This window comes from Pseudomonas sp. 1L-C-7-B-C1, assembly GCF_057291635.1.
Map to the genome: position 1 here is coordinate 57,914 of NZ_JBXAWH010000007.1, position 17,553 is coordinate 75,466.

The 17,553-nt window shown below is 61.6% G+C and carries 16 protein-coding genes; 5 read left to right on the forward strand and 11 right to left on the reverse strand.

Annotation, left to right across the window (positions count from 1 at the left end; translation table 11 throughout):
* The 9 genes from AC0Z8Z_RS12565 to AC0Z8Z_RS12605 form a co-directional block, all read right to left on the reverse strand.
* Nucleotides 1–2,241 (reverse strand): ATP-binding protein, encoded by a 2,241-nt coding sequence (locus tag AC0Z8Z_RS12565; RefSeq protein ID WP_485619323.1) that lies wholly within the window; start codon nt 2,239–2,241, stop codon nt 1–3.
* A 156-nt stretch (nt 2,242–2,397) separates the two neighbouring features.
* Nucleotides 2,398–4,338, reverse strand: coding sequence for a response regulator (locus AC0Z8Z_RS12570; RefSeq protein WP_485619324.1), 1,941 nt, complete (start codon nt 4,336–4,338; stop codon nt 2,398–2,400).
* Nucleotides 4,328–5,209, reverse strand: coding sequence for a sensor histidine kinase (locus AC0Z8Z_RS12575; protein WP_485619325.1), 882 nt, complete (start codon nt 5,207–5,209; stop codon nt 4,328–4,330). Before AC0Z8Z_RS12575 ends, AC0Z8Z_RS12570 begins: the two co-directional genes overlap by 11 nt.
* Nucleotides 5,202–6,239 (reverse strand): ATP-binding protein, encoded by a 1,038-nt coding sequence (locus AC0Z8Z_RS12580; RefSeq protein ID WP_485619326.1) that lies wholly within the window; start codon nt 6,237–6,239, stop codon nt 5,202–5,204. The genes AC0Z8Z_RS12575 and AC0Z8Z_RS12580 overlap by 8 nt, the downstream gene beginning before the upstream one ends.
* Nucleotides 6,230–6,634, reverse strand: a complete 405-nt coding sequence (locus AC0Z8Z_RS12585; RefSeq protein ID WP_122624707.1) for an anti-sigma regulatory factor — start codon at nt 6,632–6,634, stop codon at nt 6,230–6,232. Before AC0Z8Z_RS12585 ends, AC0Z8Z_RS12580 begins: the two co-directional genes overlap by 10 nt.
* On the reverse strand, nt 6,631–6,993 hold the full coding sequence (locus tag AC0Z8Z_RS12590; protein WP_037010489.1) for an STAS domain-containing protein: 363 nt from the start codon (nt 6,991–6,993) through the stop codon (nt 6,631–6,633). Before AC0Z8Z_RS12590 ends, AC0Z8Z_RS12585 begins: the two co-directional genes overlap by 4 nt.
* Nucleotides 6,994–6,996: 3 nt before the next feature.
* A complete protein-coding gene (locus tag AC0Z8Z_RS12595; protein ID WP_122538555.1) occupies nt 6,997–7,848 on the reverse strand; it encodes an STAS domain-containing protein in 852 nt (283 codons plus the stop codon).
* A 265-nt stretch (nt 7,849–8,113) separates the two neighbouring features.
* Nucleotides 8,114–8,593, reverse strand: coding sequence for a hypothetical protein (locus tag AC0Z8Z_RS12600; protein WP_122538719.1), 480 nt, complete (start codon nt 8,591–8,593; stop codon nt 8,114–8,116).
* A 235-nt stretch (nt 8,594–8,828) separates the two neighbouring features.
* Nucleotides 8,829–9,950: a DUF1615 domain-containing protein gene (locus tag AC0Z8Z_RS12605; protein ID WP_485619327.1), complete on the reverse strand. Its 1,122-nt coding sequence runs from the start codon at nt 9,948–9,950 to the stop codon at nt 8,829–8,831.
* Between the two features lie 320 nt (nt 9,951–10,270).
* On the opposite strand from AC0Z8Z_RS12605, the gene AC0Z8Z_RS12610 reads away from it, so the two are divergent.
* The 5 genes from AC0Z8Z_RS12610 (at nt 10,271) to AC0Z8Z_RS12630 (ending at nt 14,865) form a co-directional block, all read left to right on the forward strand.
* Nucleotides 10,271–10,813: a cysteine hydrolase family protein gene (locus AC0Z8Z_RS12610; RefSeq protein ID WP_485619328.1), complete on the forward strand. Its 543-nt coding sequence runs from the start codon at nt 10,271–10,273 to the stop codon at nt 10,811–10,813.
* Nucleotides 10,814–10,827: 14 nt separating this feature from the next.
* A complete protein-coding gene (locus tag AC0Z8Z_RS12615; protein WP_485619329.1) occupies nt 10,828–11,781 on the forward strand; it encodes a 2-hydroxyacid dehydrogenase in 954 nt (317 codons plus the stop codon).
* Between the two features lie 231 nt (nt 11,782–12,012).
* A complete protein-coding gene (locus AC0Z8Z_RS12620) occupies nt 12,013–12,657 on the forward strand; it encodes an HAD family hydrolase (protein ID WP_485619330.1) in 645 nt (214 codons plus the stop codon).
* An 82-nt stretch (nt 12,658–12,739) separates the two neighbouring features.
* Nucleotides 12,740–13,960 carry a putative DNA modification/repair radical SAM protein gene (locus AC0Z8Z_RS12625; protein WP_122538546.1) on the forward strand — a complete coding sequence of 407 codons (1,221 nt, stop codon included), beginning with the start codon at nt 12,740–12,742 and terminating at the stop codon, nt 13,958–13,960.
* On the forward strand, nt 13,957–14,865 hold the full coding sequence (locus tag AC0Z8Z_RS12630; protein WP_485619331.1) for a TIGR03915 family putative DNA repair protein: 909 nt from the start codon (nt 13,957–13,959) through the stop codon (nt 14,863–14,865). The genes AC0Z8Z_RS12625 and AC0Z8Z_RS12630 overlap by 4 nt, the downstream gene beginning before the upstream one ends.
* A gap of 25 nt (nt 14,866–14,890) precedes the next feature.
* Here the strand turns inward: AC0Z8Z_RS12630 and AC0Z8Z_RS12635 are convergent, their stop codons facing one another.
* The gene (locus tag AC0Z8Z_RS12635; RefSeq protein ID WP_485619332.1) at nt 14,891–15,958 is read right to left on the reverse strand and encodes an alpha/beta hydrolase family protein; all 1,068 of its coding nucleotides are present in this window, start codon (nt 15,956–15,958) and stop codon (nt 14,891–14,893) included.
* Nucleotides 15,959–16,358: 400 nt separating this feature from the next.
* Nucleotides 16,359–16,964, reverse strand: coding sequence for an FMN-dependent NADH-azoreductase (locus AC0Z8Z_RS12640; protein WP_172612506.1), 606 nt, complete (start codon nt 16,962–16,964; stop codon nt 16,359–16,361).
* Between the last annotated feature and the right edge of the window lie 589 nt (nt 16,965–17,553).

Genomic DNA, 17,553 nt, shown 5'->3' on the forward strand with positions numbered 1-17,553 from the left:
TCAACCGCGCTTGGGCAGCGCAAAGTAAAAAGTGGCGCCATGGCCCAACTGGCTATGGGCCCAGACGGTGCCGTCATGGCGTTCGATGATCCGTCGGACACTGGCCAGGCCAATGCCGGTGCCTTCGAATTCTTCCATGCGGTGCAGGCGCTGGAACACGCCAAACAGCTTGCCGGCGTAGGCCATGTCGAAGCCTACGCCGTTGTCGCGGATGTACACCACGACCTTGCCGTCTTCCTCGTAACTGCCCACCTCGATCACTGCCGGGTTCTGGTTGCGGGTGTACTTGATCGCGTTGGACAGCAGGTTGCGCATCGCCAGGTGCAGGAACGCCGCGTCGGCAATGACCACGGGCAACGGCTGGGAGACTTTCCACTCCAGCGCGCGGCTTTCGTAATCGGGCAGCATTTCCCGGCGTATCGATTCGACCATGGCGTTGAGGTCAACATCAGAGAAACGCATCGCCGAACGGCCCATCTGCGAAAAGCTCAGCAGGTTGTCGACCAGCGTGCCGGCAAAGCGCGCCGACTCGCTGATGTTTTCCAGAAAGCGCACCCCCCGGTCGGACAACTTGCTGCCTTCAATGTCGCTCAACAACTCAGCGTAGCCGGCAATGTGTCGCAACGGCGCGCGCAGATCGTGGGACACGCTGTAGGAAAATGCTTCAAGCTCTTTGTTGGATTTCTTCAATTCATCGGCCAGTGCGGCCATTTCTTCAGCCTTGCGCAGGACGATGCCCAGCACGGCCGCACGCAGCTCGACCACCGCTTCGCAGTCCATGTCGTCCCAGGGTCTGGAGAACCCGCGCACGGTCTCCTCCCATAAGGCGAAGCTGTTGCGCGGGCTCAGCGAGCCGCTCGGGCTGACACTTTTCTCGGGTTTGCCGGCCCAGTTGACCACGCGGGTCTGCTCGGGCCGGAACCAGATGATGAAGTTGGAATGCAGTTCGGAGATCGCCGTCGCCAGCACGCCGCTGACCGAGCTGGCCAGCAAGGGCAGCTCTGGGATGTCGCGACTGATGTTGTCGGAGCGGAAGACCTCGTGGGGATCGCGGCCGCTCAACCAGTCGGCGAGCTTGACGATCTGCTCGCGTTCGGGGGTTTCGCCGTAGACATCGACGCTGGCGCCGGAAATCACTGCCGCGCCAGTGGCACCGACAAAACCCAGCAACACTTCGGGCATCGTGCGCAGGCCACCGGTGACGCTGTCGAGGTCAGCCATGGCTGCGAGCATCTGCACGATCTGCCGGCGCAGGCTCAGCATGCGCTGGTTGGCGGCATGGGCTTCCTTGCTCTCGATCTGCAGCGACAACACGCTGCCCAACAGTTCACAGGCAGTGCGGGACTGGAAGGTGACCCTGCGTGGCGTGGCGTGGTGGCAGGAAATCAGGCCCCATAACTGCCCGCGCACCACGATGGAGATCGACATCGAGGCCAGCGTCTGCATGTTGCGCATGTACTGCAGATGCACGGGCGACACGCTGCGCAAGGTGGCAAAAGTCAGGTCCAGGGGCGCGCCGGTCATGGGGTTGTTGCCGGGTACCAGCGGCGATGGCTGGTAATTGGCGTTTTCGATGACGCGAATGCGGTTGGCCAAGTACAGCGCCCGGGCCTGGGCAGGCACGTCAGACGCCGGGAAGCTCAGGCCGAGCAGGCTTTCGTAATCTTCATCCAGTGCTTCGGCGCTGACCAGCCCGTTGCCATCGGCATCGAAGTGATACGCCTTGACCCGGCCGAAACCGGTGATGCGCTTGACCTCGGCCACCGAGCGCTGACACAGCGCTTCGATGCTTTCTTCCACATTCATCTGGCTGATGAAGCCGCGCATCAGCGGGTAGACGTTGCCGTACGCGCCACTCATGTCCCCGGCCGGCTCGAACTCGGCGATCAGCACCTGATCGTGACGATGGACCATCATGGTCATCGGCTGGCCGGCACTCGAACCTGGCAGAAAACGCACCTCACCGATGTGAAAAGGATTTTGTTCTTCGTCAGGCAAAGCGTGCACGCGCTGGAGCAGGCGCTCAGGCTCGGCGAACACACTGGACAGGGTTGCGCCGATCAGCGCCTGCGGATCCAGCCCAAGCCAGTCGCTGACGTTGGCGCTGACTTGAATGACCGTAGAAGCGGCTTCGTCGATGACCAGCAGAAATCCCTGGGGCTGAATGCTGCCGGGGATCTGAATCGGTTCACGCGCGCAGTGCTCGATCGCGCCCTTGAGGGCGTCGTCGCTAAGGGTCAAGGTCTTGCTCCTTTACCTTCAACGTTTGGGCAAACGGCGTCGGCAATGTGTGCCGCAAAAGCGGCACGGATGGGAATGCCGCACACGTTAACAAAAACCGTCCTGCTCAAATACTCCGAACTCACTGATTGGCGAGAAAAAAACCATCCATTCGCATCAGCTGTCGAGCATGGCCCTCACCTTCGACAGAAATTCAACCAACTGGAAGGGCTTCAGGATCATGTCCATCCGTTCGCCCAGAAAATCCTGTCGGTTGAGCGCGTTCTCCGCGTAGCCGGTCATGAACAGCACTGGCAGGTCGGGCCGCCACCCTCGGCCGCGCTGGGCAACTTCGCGGCCGTTCATTTCCGGCATGCCCACGTCGGTGAGCAACAGGTCAATGGTGCCGTCATGCTCCAGGCACGACAGCGCCGTGCCGACATCGGCCACCTGGGTGCAGCGGTAACCGGCATCGGTGAGGACCTCATTGACGAACATGCGCACCGACGCCGTGTCTTCGACGATCAACACGTGCTCCCCCGCGCCCTGCGCGGCGACGGCGGAAGGCTGCGGCGGCTCGACACTCTGCTCGTCCGCCGCCGGCAACAGCAGCGTGACCTCGGTGCCGTGACCGACCACGCTGCGAATCTGCACGTCGCCGCCCGACTGCCGGGCGAAACCGTAGATCGTCGACAGGCCCAGGCCGGTGCCCTGGCCGATCGGCTTGGTGGTGAAGAACGGGTCGAATACCTTGTCGATCAAGTGGTGTTCGATGCCGACGCCGTCATCGCGCACGGTCAGGGCGATGTACGCGCCATCTGCCATGCGTGAGTGGCCCTGGGAGTAGGTCTCGAAGGTGCTGATCCAGATATTGCCGCCCGATGGCAATGCGTCCCGGGCATTGATCACCAGATTGAGCACGGCGCTTTCGAGCTGGCCGGCGTCGACCATCGCCACGGCACTGCGTGAAGTCAGCTCCAGCGTCAGGCAAATGCCTTTGCCGATGGTGCGACCCAGCAGGTCCTCAAGGGAACGCACGTACTGATTGACGTCGGATGCGCGGGTATCGAGGGGCTGCTGGCGGGCGAAGGCCAACAGACGATGGGTCAGTGCCGACGCGCTCTTCGCCGACGCCAACGCGGCATCGGCATACACCATGACTTTTTCAGGGCGGCCGTCTTCGGTGCGTTTCTTGACCAGCTCAAGCCCGGTGACGATACCCGTCAGCAGGTTGTTGAAATCGTGGGCGATGCCGCCGGTGAGCTTGCCGATAGCGTCCATCTTCTGCGCTTGCAACAGCTGTTCTTCGGTCCGGGCGCGCTCGGCGACTTCATGGGCGAGCCGGCTGTTGACCGAGTCCAGTTGCTGCAGATGCGACTGTTCGCGACGGCGGTGCTCGGTGACGTCTTCGATGAACACCAGGCTCATGCCGCTCTCCCGGTACGGCGAAACCTGCCATTCGGTTTCGCGCAGTTCACCCTTGACCCGCATGCTCAGCGTGCCCATCCAGCGCTCCCCTGCGCCCAGCGCTTCGCGCAGGCCGTCGAGGGCCGAGCCCTGATCTTCGCTGAAGCTGCGCAGCACCGCCCCCTCATCGGCGCCTTGACCCAGCAGTTGGGCAAAGGCGTGGTTGGCTTCGTGAACGTTCAGGCTGCCGTCCATGACCGCAATCGGCGCCGAGACGTTGGCAAAAATTTCGCGGAAACGCTCTTCGCTGTCACGCAATGCGTATTCGGTATCACGCACCCGCAACAGCGTGCGCAGCGTGGCAAGCAGCACGTCGGGGTCGACCGGGTGCACCAGATAGGCGTCCGCACCTGCTTCCAGGCCGGTGACGATGTCGCCGGTCTGGATCGACGCCGCCGACACGTGCACCACTGGCAACAGCGCCGTGCGGGGCGCAGCGCGCAGCTGACGAACGATGTCGAAGCCGCTCATGTCGGGCAGATTGACGTCGAGAATCAGCGCGTCGGGCAAGCGCTCGGCAATCAGCGCCAGACCTTCGGTGCCGGTGCCGGCCTCCGCCACCTTGAACCCCTGGCGCTCCATCCGACGCCGCAAGGCGTACCGGGTCGCGGCATTGTCGTCGACGATCAGCAGCCGGGTTTCAGGCTTCATTGGCAGGCTCCTGGGCCAGCGCCAACGGGATCACCACGTAGAACGTCGAGCCTACGCCGGGTTCGCTCTCCACGCCGACATGCCCGCCCAGCAATTCGGCAAAACGCTTGCACAGCGACAGGCCAAGACCGGTGCCGCGCAAGCGTTTCTGCAGGGGCGAATCGACCTGAGTGAAGTCCTCGAACAGCGCACCATGAAGCTCCTGGGGAATGCCAATACCGGTGTCGGTCACTGCAAAGCGAACCGAGTCCTCGGATTCCAGCCGTGCCGAGACGCGCACTTCACCGCGCTGGGTGAATTTCAGCGAGTTGGAGATAAAGTTGCGCAGAATCTGCCCCAGTTTTTGATCGTCGGTGTACAGCCGGGGCAAGCCGACGGGCGCTTCGAAGATCAGGTCGACGGTGGAGGCATCGACGATGGGACGGAACATGCCCCGTAGTGCCGAAAACAGATCGAACATGTCAAACCATGCCGGCGAGATGCTGATGCGGCCGGCTTCGATCTTCGCCAGGTCCAGCAGGTCGTCGACCATGTCGCTCAACTCCCGCGCGGCGGTGCTGACAAATGCGACCTGCTTGTGCTGTTCCTCGCTCAGGGGACCGTCCAGTTCATCGGTCAGCAGACTGGCGATGCTGAGGATCGACCCCAGCGGCGTGCGAAATTCATGGCTCATGTAGGACAGGAAACGGCTCTTGAGGTCGGAAGCCTGACGCAATTGGTCGGCTTGATTCTCAAGTTCGGCGTACAGCGCGAGAACGCCCTGGTTGGTCTCGTCAAGCTCGGTGCGCAGGGCAACGGCTTCGGCGCGCGAGCGTTCCAGCTCAAGTTCAATAGACCCCTGAGGCGTTACGCGGGCGTTGTGGTCAGTCATCGAGCGTCTCCAGAGCCATCACCAATACCGTTACATCGTCCCTGCCCCGGCAATAATCGCGGTGCAAGACCGCTGCGATGATTGCCGGATGTCGGTATACCAGGCCAGGGCAATCGCGAAGATTCCATCGCGATTGCAGGCCATCGCTGAACATGATCAACAACTGCCCGGTGCAATCGTCATAGTCCATCGGCGGTATTTTGCGGTACTGCAGGCCGACGATGCCGGGGTGCGAAGGAATGCCGCGGGTTTTCTCGTCGCCAATCAGCGTCGCGCCGATGTTACCGATGCCAATGAAACGCAGCTTGCCTGTCGCGCCGTCGAACCGCACCAGTGCTGCCGCGCCGCCGCGGCTGCCTTGCATGTCGACGTGCAGGTCCTCCAGCAACACGCCCGGATCGGCGAACGGATTGCGAATGAACGCACGTGCGCCGGCCATTCCCGCCGCTTCGGCTTCAGGGCCGTGACCGAGGCCGTCGATCATCATGATCGACATCTGCTGCCCCTTGACCGCGACTTCCCACACATCGCCGCAGGCCGGGTCATCGTGCAGCGAATGCTGGGTGATGCCCATGCGCAGGTCTTTGACCGTGGCTTTGCGCGGGAAGAAACGCGCCAGTAACACACTGCCGCGCGCGTCGCTGTGCACATCGAAGACTTGCGCCTGGCGCAGCACGGCGCCCAGGCCGATGCCTTGGGTACCGCGGGTGGAAAAACCATCGGCCATGCAGCTTTGCACGTCGAACCCCTTGCCCCGGTCGATCGCGATGATCTCGACGCCCGGCGCTGAACGCGAGGCATCGCCCGAGGCATCACCCGGCAGCGCGCGAACATGCAACTCGCCGCTTTGCGCATGTTTGAGAATATTGCTGGCCAGTTCGGTGACGACCAGGGCCACACGGCCGCAATCGGCCTCGTCAAACCCCGCCTGTTCGGCCAGTCGTTGCACCGTGCGCCGTGCGTGCCCGACCTGACTGATGTCTTCGATCGACAACACCTGGGTCAGATGACTGTGCAGATTCACGTCCATTTGCAGATCATCACGCGCGTACCTGCGCCGGGTGCGGTGTCCAGCTCGAAGTCGTCCACCAGGCGCTTGGCGCCCGTCAGGCCAAGACCGAGGCCGCCTCCGGACGTCCAGCCGTCGGTCATCGCCAGCTTGAGGTCGGGAATGCCCGGGCCTTCGTCGCGAAAGGTCAGGCGCACGCCGACGCGCAGGCCGTCTTCGACAATCTGCCAGTCCATGTCACCGCCGCCGCCATAGACCATCGTGTTGCGCGCCAGCTCGCTGACCGCCGTGACCAGCTTGGTCAGGTCGATCAGGCGCATGCCGCAGTCCTGCGCCAGCTTGCGCGCGGTCTGCCGCGCCAGCACGACATCTTGCTCGATGCGAATGGGCTGAGTGCCGCTGCTGCGCTCGTTCATTGAGAATAGGCCCGCTCGCGCAACAGCTTCATGCCCCGTTCAACGTTCAGCGCGGTGCTCACGCCGGGCAGGGTCATGCCCAGTTCCACCAGGGTAATGGCGACGGCAGGCTGCATGCCGACCAACACGGTTTCGGCGTCCATGATTCGCGACAGGCCGGAGATCATGCCGATCATCCGACCGATGAACGAATCGACCATGTCCAGCGCGGAGATGTCGATGAGCACGCCGCGCGCCGACGTGCGACTGATGCGTTCGGACAGGTCATCCTGCAGCGTCAGCGCCAGTTGGTCGTGCATGTCTACCTGAATGGTCACGAGCAGAAAGTCGCCCATCTGCAGAATCGGAATGCGCTCCATGGCTCATACCGCCTTGGTGAGGGTGACGCCCAGACGGCGCAGCGCCAATGCCAGCGCATCGGCCAGATTGGCTTTGGTCACCACGCCTTGCAGGTCCAGACCCAGGTGCACGATGGTCTGGGCAATCTGCGGACGCACGCCGCTGATGATGCAATCGGCGCCCATCAGGCGGATCGCTGTCACGGTCTTGAGCAGGTGTTGGGCCACCAGGGTGTCGACGGTCGGCACGCCAGTGATGTCGATGATGGCGATTTCCGCGCCGGTGTCGACGATGCGTTGCAACAGCGACTCCATGACCACCTGGGTGCGCTGCGAATCCAGCGTGCCGATCATCGGCAGTGCCAGGACGCCATCCCACAATTTGACCACCGGCGTGGACAGCTCAAGCAGTTCTTCCTGCTGACGCTTGATCACCGCTTCACGGGATTTCTGGTAGGTGCGGATCGTGTGCAGACCCAGACCGTCGAGCAGCTCCGACATCTGCAGCACCTGTTCGGCGATCAGCAACGGCTGGTCAGCGAAAGCGTTTTGCAGTTGGGTGAACAGCGGGCCCTTGAGGGCGAAGATGAAACTGGCCGTTTGCTGAGAATCCTGACCGGCCAGAGCGCGCTGGCTGGACAGTTTTTCGAGGAAGTGACGAACGTCGTCCCATTCGGCGGTGGTGATGTTGGCAGAGCCGCCCTTCTCCAGCGTCAACGTCAAAAGGCGCAGAAAATCGGCTACCTGCTGCCGGATTTCCTCAGGCTTGAGGTTACGCGTCGCGCCGCTGGCTTCCAGATCAGCGTGCCATTGGGCAGCCAGTTGCGATTCGGAGCGTTTAAGGGCGTCAACGGTGATTTGTTGTAATGCTGCCATGAGGTGGCTCCAGTGAGTGCAGGTCGAGGATTGGAATGGGTCGACGTAAGCAGGCCTGTGAAATATGCGAAAGGGTCAAAAAAACAGCGCGGGGCGTTGCGCGGCAGGTTGCTGCAAGGTGTGGACCAGGAAGCTATCGGGTCCACGAGGGCACCGCGGCTGCAACCAGCGTGACCGCGCACACGAAATACGCCTGCCGCCGGTAGGTGTCAAGGTAACATCACCCGGTTTTCATTGTTTATTTATCAATGGAGTCGTCGCCGGCTTAAAACACGCTGTCGACCAACTGAACATAGATGGAAAACGCGCCCAGCAAAAACCAGAACGCCGTAAACAGCCACGGTGTGCGCATTGAAAACATCAGCGACTTGCGGTAGCCCTTTTCGCTGGATTCGTGCTCGCTGAACAACGGCGAATCGTCATAGGCCAGGCCCATGGCCGGTTGACTGCTCAGCAACTGGGCCTGTTTGAAATGCCAGTGGTCGATGATTTCGTACGCCGCGCGGATGCCCGGCCAGGCGTGCATGGAGCTGATCAGTCCGAGCAATGTCAGAAAAGGCGGCACCACCAGCGTGAACATCTTGCCCCATTCGGGATTGAGGTTGGCCATCGACGAGGCGAAGGCGATCACCAGAAAAGACTGCGCGGACAAATAGGCGTTGGTGCGGTTGGACAGGATCGCTGTCTCGTACTGGATCTCCTTGCGGTAGAAGTCCAGCCGGTCCTTCGGCGACCCGAACAGCATGGCGTCTGCCACTTGAGCGTTAGCGGACTGCTCCGCGGCGATCGGATTGCTGCTGGTAATGATGGTGGGTGTTTCCATGTCACGACTCACAAGCGGGGCTCCTGCCTATAAAACGGCGGCGCAGTCGGTCCTGCGTCACCCATCGATATTTGATTGAAGGATCTGGGTCGGGTGCCCGCAAGCGGACGAACGGCGTTCAGTTTCAGCAGGAAGCAAGGCAGCGGCGAAGACACGCTCACTTCAGTGAGCCCGACGCCCTCGACATGCAGCGTACGCGCCGCTCTTCCACCCGCTGGGCAAACCAGGCGGTGGTCAGCTTGCGGGTGATTTTCGGGCTTTCCAGCACGATGCCCGGCAGGATTGCCCTCGGCAGCGGTTTACCGGCGGCCTTGTCGGCCATGGCGAAGATCTTCGCGTACAGCTCGGTGTCTTCGAAGGCCAGCGTTTCGCCCTTCTCCAGCTGGCTGCGGATGGTCGTATTACGCATGTCCAGCTGAGGGTAGAGGCTGCGCACGGCCAGTTCGGTCTGCCCCAGCGCCGGGCCGAACCCGTAGCTGATCAGGTCGCCGTCCAGCGCCAGACGCTTGCCGGACACCCGCGCCACTGCGCTCTGAAATGCTGCATTGCGGCTGGCGTACCAGCCAGCGTTGAAGTCGGCGAAGCGGTACAGCGGTGTGTCGTAGCTCACCGGATAACCGAGCAGATGGGCGATGCCGAAGTACATGCCGCCACGGCGGCCGAATACCTCATGGCGAATCGAACCCTCGACCGGATAGGGATAATCCCGGGCCTGCCGCTCGGCGAACTCAATACTGACCTGCATGGGCCCGGCGGTGTGCACTGGATTAAAGTTGCCGAACAACGTGCGGCCCAGGGGGACCATGCCGATGAAGTCATCGAAAATCGCGCTCAGGTCTTTTTCAGTCCGCGCGGCGCTGAGGCGTTCGCTGTAGGTCTTGCCGGTCGAAGAGCGGATGTCCAGCGCGCTGCGCACCAGCAGATTGGGGATGTGCGCCTTGCTGGCTCGACGGTCGATTTCGTCCTGGGCGATCTTGCCCATGCCGGGAACGGCCGGGTCGACCTGAAAGTTTGATTCCTGCTCGGTCACCGCCAGCACGGAACAGAGGTTTTCCAGGCTGGGGTCGATTTTCTGCACTTCGAACGCGCGTTGAATGTCCTGGGCCCAACCCTGGCGGTCGGCGACATTGGCAGGCAACAACCGCACAATCTCACTGCGGACCACTGAGGGCTCCGGCGCGGGTTCCTGGCTGCGTTGCGAGCTGCAACCCGCGAGCAGCGTCAGCAGGATGAGGCTGGCCAGGGTGTGCAGGTGGCGACTGATTCCATTCACGGGCATGACTTCTCGCTGGTTACTTCAAACGGGGTGGCGGGCTATGGACAGCGGAGGACGCAGCTGATTCAAAAAGCGCCGGATACGGTCTTCATAGTGGGATTGGCTTTAGCCGGGAAAGCGTCGGACGTCACGCCGCAAAATCGATGTTGTACGCACTGGCCCCTTCCCGGCTGAAGCCGGTCCCACACTCACACCGCGCGCCCGGTAGGACCGGCTTTAGCCGGGAAGACGCCGCTTGGGCGCTCGACGCTGTCGTTGCTCGCCACTCCATTCAGGTGGTAATACTCTGCCCACATCCGACAACCTATGAACAAGGAAGGCCCATGCCCACCACAGCGCTCATCGTAGTCGATATTCAGAACGACTATTTCCCCGGCGGCAAATGGCCCCTCGCAGGTGCGGATGCCGCCGCCGAGAACGCCGCCAGGGTCATTCAGGCCACTCGGGACGCCGGGGATCTGGTCGTGTATATCCGCCATGAATCAGGCGCCGATGCCCCCTTCTTCACCCCCGGGTCCGATGGCGCCAAATTGCACCCCAAGGTCCTGAATCTGGAAAGCGAACCGGTGGTGCTCAAGCACTTCCCCAACTCGTTTCGTGAAACCGGGCTGCAGGCGCTGCTCGAAGACAAGGGCATCAAACACTTGGTGATCATCGGTTCCATGAGCCACATGTGCATCGACGCCACCACCCGGGCTGCGGCGGACATGGGCTACACCGTCAAAGTCATCCACGACGCCTGCGCCAGCCGCGACCTGGAATTCGAAGGCACCGTGGTGCCTGCCGCTCAGGTCCACGCCGCCTTCATGTCAGCCCTGGGCTTTGCCTATGCCGAGGTGCTGAGTACCGACACGTATCTGGTTTGAACAAGGAGAAAACAATGAGCGAGCAAAAAACCGACATTCTGGTCTGGGGCCCGATGCATGCATCGCTGATGCAAAATCTAGAGCGCGATTACAGCGTGCACAAACTCGCCGCCATTAACGACATCGAGGCCTGGGCCGACCAGCACGGGACCCGGGTGCGCGGCGTCGTCACCAGCGGTGTGTTCGGCACCGACAATGCCATTCTTGACCAGCTGCCGAATCTGGAAGTGGTCAACAGCTTCGGCGTCGGCTACGACGCGGTCGACACCCAATACCTGTCGCGCAGGGGCATCAAGCTGAGCAACACCCCAGACGTGCTCAACAACGCCGTCGCGGAAACCGCCATGGCGCTGATGCTGTGCGTCTCCCGACGCATCAGCGAAGCCGAACGCTTCGTGCGTGCGGGCCAGTGGCCCAACGGCAAATTCCCCCTCGGCAACGACCTGTGCGGCAAGACCTGCGGCATCGTCGGCCTGGGCAAGATCGGCAAGACCATCGCCAAACGCGCCGCCGCGTTCGAGATGAACATCGCCTACTTCCGCCGTGGCCGCCCCTACGACGATGTGTCCTACCGGCATTACGGTGACCTTCGGGAACTGGCGCAGGACTCGGACTACCTGATCGTCATCGTCCCCGGTGGCCCGGACACCCAGCACCTGATCGACGCCGACGTGCTTCGGGCCCTCGGACCCAAGTCATTTCTGATCAACGTTGCGCGCGGCACCGTTGTCGATGAAAAGGCACTGGTGGCCTCGTTGCTGGCCTCGGAAATCGCCGGCGCAGGTCTTGATGTGTTCGACGACGAGCCCAATGTGCCCGCCGAACTGTTGAAGCTGGACAACGTGGTACTCACGCCGCACATCGGCTCGGGGACCTACGAAACGCGCCAGGCCATGGCCGACCTGGTCTTCGCCAACGTCAAGGGATACTTCGATAAGGGTACGCTGGTCACGCCGGTCGAGTTGTAACCGGCGCTTCACGTGCAGGTCTGACGATGAAGCCGTCGGCCTGCTCGCAATGACGTTCAAACGCCTGTCGGCCGGAGCATGGACTGAAGAGGCCGTACCGTAAGTCAGTGCTCGAACATTGATGCCAACTTTTCAGGATAATGCCGGTCGAAGTGCCCCTACCCGGATTCCAGACATCTGCACATGCATTCCGATCAAGCAACCTGATCGAGAAAAGAAGGAGAACCCTGTTTGAATATTGCCGGTGTCATTTTTGACTGCGACGGAACCCTGGTTGACAGCGAACGGCTGGCCGCCGGGTTGCTGCGAGAGATCCTTCACCAGCATCAGGTGTTGCTGAGCGTCGAGGAGGTGCTGCAACGCTTTCGTGGCGTGCAGTTTGCGCTATGCCTGGAAGGCCTCTGCCGCGATTATCCATGGCTGCCGAGCGACGAGATCGAAACCGAATTCCGAGCGCGCACTCTGCCGCTGCTGCGGGAGCGACTGGAAGAAATGCCCGGCGCGGTCGACTTCGTGCGCAATCTGGCGCTGCCCAAGTGCGTAGCGTCCAACGGCCCGCGCAACAAGATCGAAACGTGCCTGAGCACGGTCGGCTTGCTTGACGTGTTCCACGGCTTGATCGTCAGCGCTTATGAAGTGCAGTCGTGGAAACCGTCCCCGGTGCTGATCGAACACGCCGCAGAATTGCTGGGCCTGCCGCCCACTCAGTGTCTGCTGGTGGAAGACAGCGTTCCGGGCGTTGAAGCCGGGCTCGGTGCCGGTGCGCAAGTGGCGGGCTACGGCGACACCGATTTCTCGGCCTTCGTGGGCAATGCCAACTTCCATCGCGTCAAGGATTTCGGCGAATTGAAGGAATTGGTACAGCGCATCAGTTGATCGACCGGCCATCCATCCGATCGGCCCTTGTTCATCCCCGACCAACTCGATACTGTACATAAAAACAGTATCGAGAAAATCCATGCAGCTGATCGACAAGCTGAGCATCCTCGCCGACGCCGCCAAGTACGACGCCTCCTGCGCCAGCAGCGCCGCCCCCAAACGCAGTTCCGAGGGCAAATCCGGCCTTGGTTCAAGCACCGGCATGGGCATCTGCCACAGCTATACCCCCGATGGGCGCTGCGTCTCGCTGCTGAAAATTCTGCTGACCAACTTCTGTCTGTACGACTGCCAGTACTGCGTGAACCGCCGGTCCAGCGACGTGCCCCGCGCACGATTCAGTCCGGAGGAAGTGGTGACGTTGACCATGGATTTCTACCGTCGCAACTGCGTCAGCGGCCTGTTTCTCAGCTCCGGGATCATCCGCTCGGCGGACTACACCATGGAACAGCTGATTCGCGTGGCCAAACTGCTCCGTGAAGACCACGAATTCCGTGGCTACATCCACCTCAAGACCATCCCCGAAGCGGACCCCGCGCTGATCGAAGAGGCCGGCCGTTACGCCGATCGCCTGAGCGTCAATATCGAATTGCCGACCCAGCTGGGCCTGCAGACCCTGGCCCCGGAAAAAGAAATGGGTTCGATTAAGCAGGCCATGCAGACCATCTACACCGGTCAGCAAACCGTGCTGAATGAACCGCGTGCGCCAAAATTTACCCCGGCCGGGCAAAGCACGCAGATGATTGTCGGTGCTGACGAAACCGATGACAGCACCATCCTGCACACCGCCGAATCGTTGTACGGCGATTTCCGCCTCAAGCGTGTCTACTACTCGGCGTTCAGCCCGATTCCCAACAGCCCGAAAAGCGTGCCCCATGCCGCGCCGCCGCTGATGCGCGAGCACCGCTTGTACCAGGCAGACTTTCTGCTGCGCAGTTACGGCTACAGTGCCAACGAATTGCTGCAAGGCCCGGGGCATCTGGCCCTGGACATCGACCCCAAGCTGGCCTGGGCGCTGGAGCATCGCGACATCTTCCCGCTGGACCTCAACCGCGCGGAGCCGGCCATGATCGCGCGGATCCCCGGCATCGGCATTCGCACCACCAAGCGCCTGGTCGAACTGCGCCGCCAGCGCCGCATTCGTTATGAAGACCTGACCCGACTGCGCTGCGTACTGGCAAAGGCCAAGCCGTTCATCATTACCAGCGACTACCATCCGCGCCAGGCCGACAGCTCAAGCATCGATCTGCGCGAGCAACTGCGCGACAAACCGCAGCCGCAGCAAATGGCACTGTGGGGATGATCATTCTCGATTGCGCCGACGCCTTCGATACCTGGCGGCAGCAGGCGCGCTGGCTGCTGAGCCATCAGATCAACCCGGATCAGGTGAGCTGGAGCGTGCAGCAGGACGCTGACCTGTTCGCCAGTGACACCGACTACCCGGACGAGCCCGGCCCGTTCCGCGCGCGCATACCCCTCGAATTGCTGGAACTGCTGCAGAACGCCGCGCAGTTCTGCGGCGACCAACGCTGGACGCTGTTGTATGAAGTGCTCTGGCGCGTCAGCCACGGTGATCGCACGGCGATGTTGGCCGGGGACAAACTGGGCAGCGAACTGCACAGGCGCCTGAAACAGGTCAGCCGCGAAGCTCATCACCTGCATGCGTTTCTGCGCTTCGTGGCCTTGCCGGTGCTCGACAATGCCGAAGACGTCGCCGCCAAAGCAGCGTTACTGGAAATGTCCTGCCTGCCGGAATACGTTGCATGGCACGAGCCGGCGCACGATATTTTGCGCACCGCCAGCGAGCACTTCATCGGGCGCATGGGCCGACACCGCTGGATGATCGCGACGCCCAAAGACGGCGTGTTTTATGACGGCAAGCAGCTGATTCATCAGCCGGTGTGCCCGGAGGCGTGGCAGTCACTGGCGCGCAATGCCGACGATCCCCATGGCAATTTGTGGCTGACCTATTACAGCCACATCTTCAATCCGGCCCGGCTGAATCCGAAAGTCATGCAGGGTCATCTGCCGGCACGGTTCTGGAAGAATCTGCCAGAGGGGCCGTTGATTCCGGCATTGATCAGCGAGGCCCGTACCGGTGGCCAGCGTGATGGTCAGGCGCGGGAGATTGCCGAGCGGCGCGGCAAAGTGATTCGTGGCAAACCGGCGGTGCCCTCACCCGCAGCGGACACAAATCAGGCTCAGTAAGAGCACCAGAAGTTTCTATGCACCGCTACTGATCGAGGCTGCCGACTGAATCAAATTCATGGTGGGCGGCGGTCTGCATGCCGGCAGTGCTGATGGGCGTGCCGAGTGCAGTACCGAAAAAGCGCACGGCCTCGCTGCTCAGGTCGCGGTGAATGCTTTCACGGTTGACGCCAATGGCGTCGGTGCACAAGCCAGGCTGGGTGGCGCGTTGCTCGTCATCGCAGGGCGCCATGAACACGAAATGCCCCGCCCCGGCGAACAGTTTGAAATCCGAGACATCGGGCAGCTTGCGCGCCAGCGCTTCGGCGTTCTTGTCGATGGCGAGCAGTTCATCGCCGTCACCGCTGTAAAGCAGTACCGGCACGTGCACATCCGCCAGCGTCTGCCGACCGAACATCAAACCCAGCGGTGCCATCAGCATCAACGCGCCTACGCGGGGATCGGCTTGGGCGTGCAGGTCTTCACGGTCTGCCACCAGTTCGCCCTGGGTTTTACAGGCGTCATGGTCCTGGGGCCGCTCGGTGCAGTAATGGCGCAGCCGCTGGAGATCAGGCTGGGCACCCGCCAGAATCAGCGCTGTCTCGCCACCCGCCGAATAACCGATCACCCCGACCCGGCGCGCGCTGATGTACGGCGAGAGCATCGGATCGATCAAAGCGGCACTGATGGCTTCGGAGATTTGCAGGGGGCGGCCGTAGAGATTGCTCAGGCTGCCCAGACGGCTGTGGTCCATGTAGTTGTCGCCCGGGTGGAACACCGCCACCACGACAAAACCCTTGCGTGCCAATGACGTCGCCAGGTCGTGCTGCGCGAGCGGTGTGCCGGTGTTGCCGTGGGACAGCATCAGCAGGGGGAAGCGGCCCATGGCAATGGTGGCGTCTTCCGACGCTTCAATGGGATACCCCTGAACGCGGGTGATGTGTTCATCGTCGGTGGAGGGGTAAAAGGCGTAGGCGTGCATGGGCCGGGAATCCAGGGGATCGAGAAACGTCAGCTCGTGAAAGCCCACGCTCCAGCTCTGCAGCTCGCTGGCTTGCACCGAAATCAGGCTGCCCAGCAGGCTGATCATCATCACTGCACAAAGACGCATCATTGCAATGCCCCTCACCTTATCAATCCATCCCTGCCGATTCAGACGTTCAAGGCCCGAGGGCCCGTAAACACGGCGTCTGTCGCTATCTGACCCCCGGGGTTCGATAACATTCCGAAACGTTTGAGGATCAATGGTGCACAAGGCGGGCCAAGCTCGACTGATTAAAGAGAATGGCCACTGCTTGACGCAGAACGGACCGAAGAGGCCGGCATTCTACGGTGCTGCAAGGAGATTACGCGCAAAGATGTCATAAAGGCTGTCGTTGGGCTGAATGACAGGACGCAAAAGCCGAGGGGACTGATTTATTTACAGCGCTTCACCGTAAATTAATCTGTCCCCTCGGCTGCTGAGGGCTTATCTCACCGGGGACCGTCGAATGTATCCCTGCGAGTGCCCGGGCTTAGGCGAACAGCGTTTCGCTAATGTTTTTCTGCGCAGCGGCCATGGCGGCGGCACGCGGCTCGTCGCCATAAGCGAGGCCTTCGGCCACGACGAACTGCAGATCGGTGACGCCGATGAAACCGAATACGACCTTGAGCAAATCATCATGGCCCGCGCCACTCGGCAGGCCCTGATGCAGACCGCCCGTCGTCGAAACGACGATCACTTTCTTGCCCTTGCACAGACCTTCCGGGCCCGCTTCGGTGTAACGGAAGGTGCGGCCGGCTACACAGATCCGGTCGATCCACGCCTTCAACTGGCTCGGGATGCTGAAGTTGTACATCGGCGCACCGATGACCACCACGTCAGCCGACAGGAACTCTTCAAGCGTGGCTTCGTTCGTCTCCACTTCCAGCTTCTGTGACGCATCACGACCTTCCACCGGCGTACCGGCAGCGGCCAGTGTCGCACCGGAGAAATGACTGAGCGGCTCATTCGCCAGGTCGCGGTAAACCACCTGAGTATCCGGGGTGATGGCGGTAAATGACTGAACAACACTGCGGCTCAACTGACGCGAAGCGGAGTGATCGCCGAGGATGCTGGAATCGATGTGCAAGAGTTTCATAAGGTGCTCCCCAAGGTGAGAATCGCCGCCTGGCGATCAAGTGGCGTCATCCTACCGTGCGAACCAATGCGTGATTAGAGGGGGTAAATGCGATAGATCGTCCCACATGCAGGACAATAAAAAGATGAAGCGCCGACGCTATTTGAGGGATCCTCGAAAACCCTGACATTCACGGCCTCCACACTGGCCCCTTCCCGGCTAAAGCCGGTCCCACTAAAAAGCAACGCGGACACCCTGTGGGACCGGCGGTGTCTCTCGTAGGACCGGCTTCAGCCGGGAAGCTGTTGCTTTGCTTTTGATCTTGATCTTGATCTTCAAACACATAACTCCCAGACGACACAAATCGCGACTTGGGTGCAGGCTGAACGCAGGTCTCGCTCCGTGGGCCGAGCCGCATGGATGCGGCGAGAGCGCCGTCAGGACATGGATGTCCGTTCGGCGCGGGCCCACGGAGCGAGACCGGAGTGAAGGAACCCTGACGAAGGAAGGGCCCAACCAGGAGCAGGCACTTTTGCTTACTTTTGGTGCTTTTCAAAAGTAAGTCGCCGAAGGCGAAACAGTCTGCCCCCAGGCAGACGCCCTTGACCTT

What these genes read in the sequence shown, in the direction of transcription:
- AC0Z8Z_RS12570 (WP_485619324.1), bottom strand. Translation starts at nt 4,338, where the DNA reads ATGAAGCCTGAAACCCGGCTGCTGATCGTCGACGACAATGCCGCGACC.
- AC0Z8Z_RS12575 (WP_485619325.1), bottom strand. Translation starts at nt 5,209, where the DNA reads ATGACTGACCACAACGCCCGCGTAACGCCTCAGGGGTCTATTGAACTT.
- AC0Z8Z_RS12580 (WP_485619326.1), bottom strand. Translation starts at nt 6,239, where the DNA reads ATGGACGTGAATCTGCACAGTCATCTGACCCAGGTGTTGTCGATCGAA.
- AC0Z8Z_RS12585 (WP_122624707.1), bottom strand. Translation starts at nt 6,634, where the DNA reads ATGAACGAGCGCAGCAGCGGCACTCAGCCCATTCGCATCGAGCAAGAT.
- AC0Z8Z_RS12590 (WP_037010489.1), bottom strand. Translation starts at nt 6,993, where the DNA reads ATGGAGCGCATTCCGATTCTGCAGATGGGCGACTTTCTGCTCGTGACC.
- AC0Z8Z_RS12595 (WP_122538555.1), bottom strand. Translation starts at nt 7,848, where the DNA reads ATGGCAGCATTACAACAAATCACCGTTGACGCCCTTAAACGCTCCGAA.
- AC0Z8Z_RS12600 (WP_122538719.1), bottom strand. Translation starts at nt 8,593, where the DNA reads ATGCTGTTCGGGTCGCCGAAGGACCGGCTGGACTTCTACCGCAAGGAG.
- AC0Z8Z_RS12605 (WP_485619327.1), bottom strand. Translation starts at nt 9,950, where the DNA reads ATGCCCGTGAATGGAATCAGTCGCCACCTGCACACCCTGGCCAGCCTC.
- AC0Z8Z_RS12610 (WP_485619328.1), top strand. Translation starts at nt 10,271, where the DNA reads ATGCCCACCACAGCGCTCATCGTAGTCGATATTCAGAACGACTATTTC.
- AC0Z8Z_RS12615 (WP_485619329.1), top strand. Translation starts at nt 10,828, where the DNA reads ATGAGCGAGCAAAAAACCGACATTCTGGTCTGGGGCCCGATGCATGCA.
- AC0Z8Z_RS12625 (WP_122538546.1), top strand. Translation starts at nt 12,740, where the DNA reads ATGCAGCTGATCGACAAGCTGAGCATCCTCGCCGACGCCGCCAAGTAC.
- AC0Z8Z_RS12630 (WP_485619331.1), top strand. Translation starts at nt 13,957, where the DNA reads ATGATCATTCTCGATTGCGCCGACGCCTTCGATACCTGGCGGCAGCAG.
- AC0Z8Z_RS12635 (WP_485619332.1), bottom strand. Translation starts at nt 15,958, where the DNA reads ATGATGCGTCTTTGTGCAGTGATGATGATCAGCCTGCTGGGCAGCCTG.
- AC0Z8Z_RS12640 (WP_172612506.1), bottom strand. Translation starts at nt 16,964, where the DNA reads ATGAAACTCTTGCACATCGATTCCAGCATCCTCGGCGATCACTCCGCT.